Source organism: Streptomyces sp. NPDC029216, assembly GCF_040648015.1.
In the GTDB taxonomy this organism is placed as follows: domain Bacteria; phylum Actinomycetota; class Actinomycetes; order Streptomycetales; family Streptomycetaceae; genus Streptomyces.
Genome location: NZ_JBEZWL010000095.1, coordinates 21,429 through 28,845 on the forward strand (window position 1 = coordinate 21,429; position 7,417 = coordinate 28,845).

Below are 7,417 nucleotides of genomic sequence, written 5' to 3' on the forward strand. Positions count from 1 at the left end.
AGGGAAACGGCTAGACCGCCTGCCGGGGCGCGAAGTTGCCCTCGCGCAGGTCCTCGGCCAGCAGCCGCTTGGCGATGGCGTCCGCCGCCGCCCTCAGCTCCGCGCTGCGCGGGCGGCCCCGGTCCCGCTCCAGCTGGTCGCCGAGCCACTGCGACCACGCGGCGGAGATGACGTCGGCCTCCCGCTGCCCGCCCCCGGTCAGGCTGAAGAACCCGTTCTGCCGGGTCAGGTAGCCCTCCTCCACCATCCGGTCGAAGACCGGCAGCAGCACCTCCGGCGGCAGCGACCGGCGCGAGGCGATCAGCCCCAGACCGGCGTGGCCGACCGTGCGGGTCAGCAGGTCCACCTGCATGACCGCCCACGCGCCGGCCATGTCCAGCCGGGTGTCGGAGGCCTCGACGATGCCCCGGGCCTGCTGCGGCCCCATGTTCCGCACCAGCTTGCCCACCGCCAGCTCCAGCAGCTTGGCGGAGTCCCCCGAGGCCGTGGCCGGGGAGGCGAAGCCGTCGCCCATGTCCGTGGACGCGGCGCGGGCGGTGTCGCGCAGCCGGACCTGTTTGAGGAAGAGCCCGACGAGGAAGCCGACGGCCGCCACCGGCACGGTCCACAGGAACACGGTGTGCAGGGCCTCGGTGTAGGCGCCGACGATCGGGGCGGACGCCGCCGGGTCGAGCGCGTGCACCCCCTGGGGGCTCTGCGCGGCGGCGGCGAGCCGCGCCGGGTCCTCGCCGGTGGCCCGGGCGGCCTCGGCCACGGCGGCCTTCAGCTCGGGCCCCAGGCCGTTGGCGTAGATCGTCCCGAACACCGCGGTGCCGAACGAGCTGCCCAGCGTCCGGAAGAAGGTGACGCCGGAGGTGGCCGTGCCGAGGTCGGCGTAGTCCACGGTGTTCTGCACGGCGATGGTGAGCACCTGCATGCACAGGCCGATGCCGGCGCCGAGCACGAACATGTACAGCGATTCCAGCCAGGCGCCGGTGCCCGCCCCCATCCGCGACAGCAGGTAGAGGCCGGCGCCCATCACCGCGCAGCCCACGATGGGGAAGATCCGGTACCGGCCGGTCCTGCTGGTGACGTTGCCGCTGAAGACGGACGCGATCAGCAGGCCGATGACCAGAGGCAGGGTCCGTACGCCCGACAGGGTGGCCGAGTCCCCGTCCACGTACTGGAGGTAGGTCGGCAGGAAGGTCATCGCGCCGAGCATCGCGAAGCCGACGACGAAGCTGAGCACCGAGCACACCGTGAAGACGGGGTTGCGGAACAGCCGCATCGGCAGCATCGGTTCGGCGGCCCGGATCTCCGCCAGGCAGAACAGGGCCAGCGCCAGCACCCCGCCGGCCAGCAGTCCGATGATCACCCCGGAGTTCCAGGGGTACTCGTTGCCGCCCCAGCTGGTGGCCAGGATCAGCGCGCTCGACCCCACCGCGACCAGCGCGATGCCCAGGTAGTCGATGCGGGGCCGCCCCCCGGCCCGTACCGAGGGGATGGTCCGGGCGGCGGCCGCGACCACCAGCACCGCGATGGGGACGTTGACGTAGAAGGCCCAGCGCCAGCTCAGGTGGTCGGTGAACAGCCCGCCGAGCAGCGGTCCGATGACGGTGGCGACGCCGAAGACGGCGCCGATCGCGCCCTGGTACGTGCCGCGTTCGCGCAGCGGCACCACGTCCGCGATCAGCGCCATGGAGGTGACCATGAGGCCGCCGGCGCCGATGCCCTGGACGCCCCGCCACAGGATCAGCAGGGTCATGTTCCCGGCGAGGCCGCACAGGAAGGAGCCGGTGATGAACACGATCGCGGAGATCTGGAAGACGACCTTCCGGCCGAAGAGGTCGCCGAACTTGCCGACCAGCACGGTCGCGACGGTCTCCGCGAGCAGGTACGAGGTCACCACCCAGGCCATGTGGTCCCCGCCGCCCAGGTCCCCCACGATCGTGGGGAGGGCCGTGCCCACGATCGTCTGGTCGAGGGCGGCCAGCAGCACGCCGAGCATGATCGTGCCGAAGACGACGTTGCGCCGCCGCCGGTCGAGCACGGGCGGCGGCGCGGCCGCGGCGGGGGCAGTGGTCACCCTCGCACTCTCACAGCCGCCCGTCCGCCCCGCATGCCGCAAGCCGCCGTACGGGTGAACCTGCCAAGCCCCCCGCGCTCAGCGCAGGTAGGCCAGCCCCGGGTGCTCCGCCGCGTACCCGTCCAGCAGCCGCCGGGCGACGGTCACCGAGTCCACCAGCGGGTGCAGCGCGAAGGCCTTCACGGCGTCGGCCCGCGCACCGCTCGCCGCCGCGGCCAGGACCGCCCGCTCGGCCGCCTTCACCGAGGTCACCAGGCCCACCGCGTGCAGGGGCAGCGGGGCGACGGACACCGGGTGGGCCCCGTTCGCGTCGACCAGGCAGGGCACCTCGATCACCGCCTCCGGGTCCAGCACGGACAGCGTCGAGCCGTTGCGGACGTTGAGGATCAGCGTGGCCCGTTCGTCGCGGGCGATGGCCCGCATCAGCGCGAGGGCGACCTTCTCGTAGCCGCCGGACTCCAGGTCGCTCTCCTCGCGCTCCCCGACGCCCGCGACCTCGCGGTTCTCGGACATGTACGTCGCCTCGCGCTCGGCCCGGGTACGGTCCCAGGCGGCCAGCGCCGCCCCGGCGGGCTGCTCCGGCCGGCCGGCCTCGGCGTAGAAGCCGCGCTGCTGGTCGCGCAGGAAGGCCCCGCGCGTCTGCTTGGCCTCCTGGTAGGCGCGCACGGTGTCACGGTTGAAGTAGTAGTAGTGCAGGTACTCGTTCGGGATCGCGCCCAGCGAGCGCAGCCACTCCGCCCCGAAGAGGCGCCCCTCCTCGAAGGACTCCAGCGCCTCGACGTCGGCCAGCAGCCGGGGCAGCTCGTCGCGGCCGCCGACGCGCAGGCCGCGCACCCAGCCCAGGTGGTTCAGGCCGACGTAGTCGATCCAGGCCTCCTCCGGGCGGGCGACGCCCAGCAGCCGGGCGATCCGGCGGCCGAGGCCGACCGGCGAATCGCAGATGCCGATGACCCGCCCGCCCAGCTCCTCGGACATCGCCTCGGTGACCACCCCGGCCGGGTTGGTGAAGTTGATGACCCAGGCATCGGGGGCGACCCGGGCGATCCTGCGCGCGAGCTCCCGGGCCACCGGCACGGTGCGCAGGCCGTACGCGATCCCGCCCGCGCCGACCGTCTCCTGGCCCAGGACGCCCTCGGCCAGCGCGATCCGCTCGTCCGCCGCGCGCCCCTCCAGGCCGCCGACGCGGATGGCGGAGAAGACGAAGTCCGCCCCGCGCAGGGCCTCGTCCAGGTCCCGGGTGGCGGTGACCTCCGGGGCGTCCGCCACCCCCGAGGCGGCGGCCTGGTCCGCGAGCACCCGGGCCATGGCGGCGAGCCGCACCGGGTCCTCGTCGTAGAGGGTCACCCGGGACACCCGGCCCTCGGCGTGGTCGCCGAGCAGTGCTCCGTAGACGAGCGGGACGCGGAATCCGCCCCCGCCGAGGATGGTCAACCGCACGCCCCTACCGTCCTTCCGGCCTTTCGAGGTACCGACCGCCGCCACGACCCGGGGCACGTGTCCCCGGCACTCACGCGAATGCCACGATCCGCGACATCAGCTCGATGTCATCGATCGTGGCATCAGGCGCTCGGCATCCGGCGGTGGCGGACCGGAGCCTCGCCGGATCCGCCGCCGCGCACCGTGGCGGCGCTTGAGGGGACCAGTGTCCCCCGCGCGTCGGACCGGTGTCCCCGCCGCGTCAGTCCCCCAGCGCCGGAACCGCCCGCAGGCGGGCCCCCTGCTGCTGCGGGAACCCGGCGCCGCCGCGCACCGGGCCGGTCGGCAGGCCCTGCGGGGCCGAGAGCACCAGGGTGATCCGGGTGAGCCCCATCCCGTCGAGCATCCGGCTGGTTTCGGCCACCATCCGGCAGCGCACCAGGCCCCAGCTCGGGTCCGGGTGGCGCACCGTGCGCACCGCGCCGTCCTGCTCGGCGGCCTCCTGGCCGTGGGTGGTCAGCCAGTGCGGGACCCCGTAGCGGTAGGCCGCCTCCATGAAGGGGTCGCGGGCCACCTCCTGGCGGATGCTCCGCAGGCCCTCGTCGTCCGGGGCCGACCGCAGGGCGGTCGCGAACTGGGCCAGCAGCGGTACGCACCAGGCCGGCTCGTGGTCCTCCAGCACGGCCGCGGCATCCGGGTGGAACAGCACGAAGCGCAGGAAGTTGTCGTCCGGCAGGGCCGTCGGGTGCGGTCTCGCCGTCTGGAAGAGCCGGTCGAAGGCCGAGTTGGTGAGGGCCACGTCCCAGCGGTGGTCCACCAGGAAGCTCGGGTAGGGCACGGCCTCCATCAGGGCCGCGTAGTCGACCAGGTAGTCGCGCTGGGCCGGGTCCTGGGGCAGCCGGTTCTCCTCGGCCGCGCGCCAGGTGGGCGGCGGGTCCCGGTCGACCATGATCCGGAAGAGCCAGAAGCACTGCCGCTCGCTCATTTCCAAGGCCTCGGCCAGGGCGAGGAGTTTGCGGTCCGTCCATTCCTTGACGAGCCCGCGCTCCCAGTTCCCGTACGCGCGCACACTGATGCGCAGGCGCGCCGCGACGTCTTCCTGACTCAGGCCCAGTTCTTCGCGGCGTTGGCGCAAAATCTCCTTGCGCCGTTCCGACCGCACTGCGCCACGGGCGGACTCGTCGCCCGCCAGGCGCTCCTCACCGGCTCGGACGAGGCCATCAGACGGGCCCACCGCTGCGAGATGTGGCACCGAGAGCTCCCCCTCCTCAACGGTCTGGATCTTCATTTCCGTGTGGCGATCCTGCTACCGACTTCATTCGAGTGTCAACTATTGTGGCAATTCCAGCCGGGCGACAGCTCATTCGCGCCACAGCTGTGGCAAGTTCTGGCTCTCCCAAAACAAACCGGATAGATTCCCTGAGGCCGACCACGTGCCCACTGACCTCGCGCGATCTAGGAGAACCACTGGTGACAGACGGCTTCCCGGCTCCCGTCGCGGTGGCCAACGCGCCCCTGGCGGCAACCGTCACGCGGGTCGCCGAGCTGGCGAACAAAATGGGCCGCGACCCGAACCAGGTCTTCGACCTCCGTCGCCTCTCCGAGGCTTCCGGGGTTCCCACGGATGTGATCAGGTCCCTGCTCGACGGCAGGCGGGCCGGTGAACCCGACCTCCAGGCGCGCTTCCTCCAGCGTCTCGACCTGCTCCGGCGGACCCGGGTGAAACCCAACGGCCGGCGCTACACCCAGCAGGAGATCGCGGACGGAGCGGGGATGTCGCGGCAGCAGGCCGGCGCCCTCATCAACGGCGACCGGCGGCCCACGATGGAGCACTGCGACGCCATCCAGCGGTTCTTCGGGGTGCACGCGGGCTTCCTCACCGCCCATGACGCCGACGCCCTCACCGACGCGCTCCAGCGGACCGAGCAGCAGCTCCTCCAGGACTTCGCGGGGCGCGAGCGGCAGACGGTACCCGCGGAGGCCGCCGCGGCCGGCGACCCGCTCGCGCGGCTCCTGCAGAACCACGGGGTCCGGGGCATCGCCTGGCGCGCCGCCCAACTGCCCAGCGACAAGCACCGGGACAAGGTGACCGAATGGCTGGACATGCTTCTCGAAAGCGTCAAACCGAACGAATCATGACCCAGTCGAAAGTCTGGATCTGATCCTTGAGTCCTGATCCGGATCCGCGCCGACGGGGAGAACGGTGAGCATAGGCAGAGCGCAGCGGCGATTGTGCGCGGAGCTGGTGTCCGGCATCAAGCTGGCCGCCCCCGTGGAACCCGTGGACCTCTACACCGCCCTCTGCGACGGCATGAGCAGACACCGGGGACGCCCGGTGCAGTTCCGGATGGCGGCGTTCCCGCAGGGGACGGCGAGCGGCCTGTGGCTGGACATGGCGGACCGGGACCTGGTGGTGATCGAGGAGCGCACCGCGCCGGACCACCAGCTGGTCATCCTCGGCCACGAACTGTGGCACATGAAGGCCGGCCACTGCAGCCACCACGTCGACGGCGCCGCGGTCGCGGCCCGGCTGCTGAGCGACGGGGCCGACCTCGGCGAGACGGTCCGCAGCGTCGCCGCGCGCACCCGCACCGACGTCCGGGAGGAGACGGAGGCCGAGACCTTCGGCCTCCTGCTCGGCAGCCGGTGCCGCACCTGGCTGGCCGGATCCTCCGGCGGGCGGCCGGCCACCCAGCGCGACGAGCTGGCGGGCCGGATCGAGACCTCCCTCGGCTACCGGGGGCACAGGAACGACCGTTGAAAGGACCGGACTACTACATCCCGGCGGCCGCCATGGCGGTCGCCTTCGTCTGCAAGCTGCCGGCCCTGCGCACCAACTGGCGCGATCCGCTGCTGCGATCGGTCTGTGTCCTGCTCCTCCTCGGCGGCTCGGTCTTCACCTTCGCCGCCCCGCCCACCATCGAGGCCGTCAACCGCTGGACCGGGATCCCCAACGTCTCCGCCCCCCTGGTCTACAGCCTGATGACCGCCTTCAGCGGCTCCTGCCTGGTCCTGGTGTTCAACTGGCGCGGCGGCCCCGCGGAAGAGATCAGGCACACCTCGACGCGCTGGATCGCCGGCTACTCCGTGGTCGTCGTGGCGATAGTCGTGTTCTTCGCCCTCGGCTCGGCGCCCGTCGAGCGGCTGCGCGACTTCGACACGTACTACGCGAGCACCCCCTACGTCCGGCTGATGATCACCGCCTACCTGCTGGCGCACCTGGTCGCGGTGCTGATGATGGTCTCGATGTGCTGGCGCTGGTCCCTCCAGGTCTGCGGCTGGCTGCGGGCCGGCCTGCTGATCATCGTCTCGGGCTACTCCATCAGCCTGGCCTACGACGCCGCGAAGATGTCCGCCGTCGCCGCCCGCTGGCTGGGCCACGACCTGGACTACCTGTGCTCGTCCGTCGCCCCGCCGCTGGCCGCCTTCGGCGCGCTCGTCAGCTCGGTCGGCTTCGTGCTGCCCCTGGTGTACCAGCGGGTGTCGGACAGCTGGCGGACCTGGAGCACCTACCGGCACCTGGGCGCGCTGTGGCACGAGGTGCGGAGCACCGGGCCCGGTGGCACGCCCGGGGTGCGGATGTCCTGGTGGTCCCCGGCCGAGATCCGGGTGATCCAGCGGGAGTCCGACATCCACGACGGGTTCCTGCGGCTGGGCCCCTGCTTCGACCGGCGGTGCCGTGACACCGCCTACGCGCGGGCCGTGGAGGCCGGCGCCGACGAGGAGACGGCCCGCGCCGTCGCGGACGCGGCGATGGTGGCGGCCGCGGTACTGGTCAGCGCCGCCGACCCGGAGGCGGCGGCCGGGGGCGAGGAGGCGGCGGAGGCGGGCCCGGCGCTCGTCACCGCCGACGCGCCGCGCGACCTCGTACGGATCTCGCACGCGCTGCGGCACTCGCCGCTGGTGGCCGCGGCCCGGCGGCAGGCGGCCCCGGCG

6 protein-coding genes are annotated in these 7,417 nt (G+C 72.7%); 3 read left to right on the plus strand and 3 right to left on the minus strand.

Going from position 1 to position 7,417, the window contains the following annotated elements:
• Positions 1-10: 10 nt before the first annotated feature.
• The 3 genes from AB0F18_RS27480 to AB0F18_RS27490 all read right to left on the minus strand — a co-directional run bounded on the left by AB0F18_RS27480 (position 11) and on the right by AB0F18_RS27490 (position 4,616).
• On the minus strand, positions 11-1,987 hold the full coding sequence (locus AB0F18_RS27480) for an MDR family MFS transporter (RefSeq protein WP_362065276.1): 1,977 nt from the start codon (positions 1,985-1,987) through the stop codon (positions 11-13).
• Between the two features lie 156 nt (positions 1,988-2,143).
• Positions 2,144-3,502, minus strand: coding sequence for a 6-phospho-beta-glucosidase (locus AB0F18_RS27485; RefSeq protein ID WP_362065266.1), 1,359 nt, complete (start codon positions 3,500-3,502; stop codon positions 2,144-2,146).
• Between the two features lie 241 nt (positions 3,503-3,743).
• Positions 3,744-4,616 (minus strand): helix-turn-helix domain-containing protein, encoded by an 873-nt coding sequence (locus AB0F18_RS27490; protein WP_362065269.1) that lies wholly within the window; start codon positions 4,614-4,616, stop codon positions 3,744-3,746.
• Between the two features lie 335 nt (positions 4,617-4,951).
• Between AB0F18_RS27490 and AB0F18_RS27495 the strand changes: the two genes are divergently transcribed.
• From AB0F18_RS27495 to AB0F18_RS27505, 3 genes are all read left to right on the plus strand, one after another.
• Complete coding sequence (locus AB0F18_RS27495; RefSeq protein ID WP_042817517.1) at positions 4,952-5,620, plus strand: helix-turn-helix transcriptional regulator; 669 nt, start codon at positions 4,952-4,954, stop codon at positions 5,618-5,620.
• 64 nt (positions 5,621-5,684) lie between these two features.
• Complete coding sequence (locus AB0F18_RS27500) at positions 5,685-6,242, plus strand: toxin-antitoxin system, toxin component (RefSeq protein ID WP_362065271.1); 558 nt, start codon at positions 5,685-5,687, stop codon at positions 6,240-6,242.
• The coding region (locus AB0F18_RS27505; protein ID WP_362065273.1) for an MAB_1171c family putative transporter at positions 6,239-7,417 on the plus strand (1,179 nt) is incomplete at its 3' end. The genes AB0F18_RS27500 and AB0F18_RS27505, both read left to right, overlap by 4 nt.

Excerpts from the sequence above, each read along its gene's own strand:
- AB0F18_RS27480 (WP_362065276.1), bottom strand. The coding sequence starts at position 1,987 with ATGCTCGGCGTGCTGCTGGCCGCCCTCGACCAGACGATCGTGGGCACG.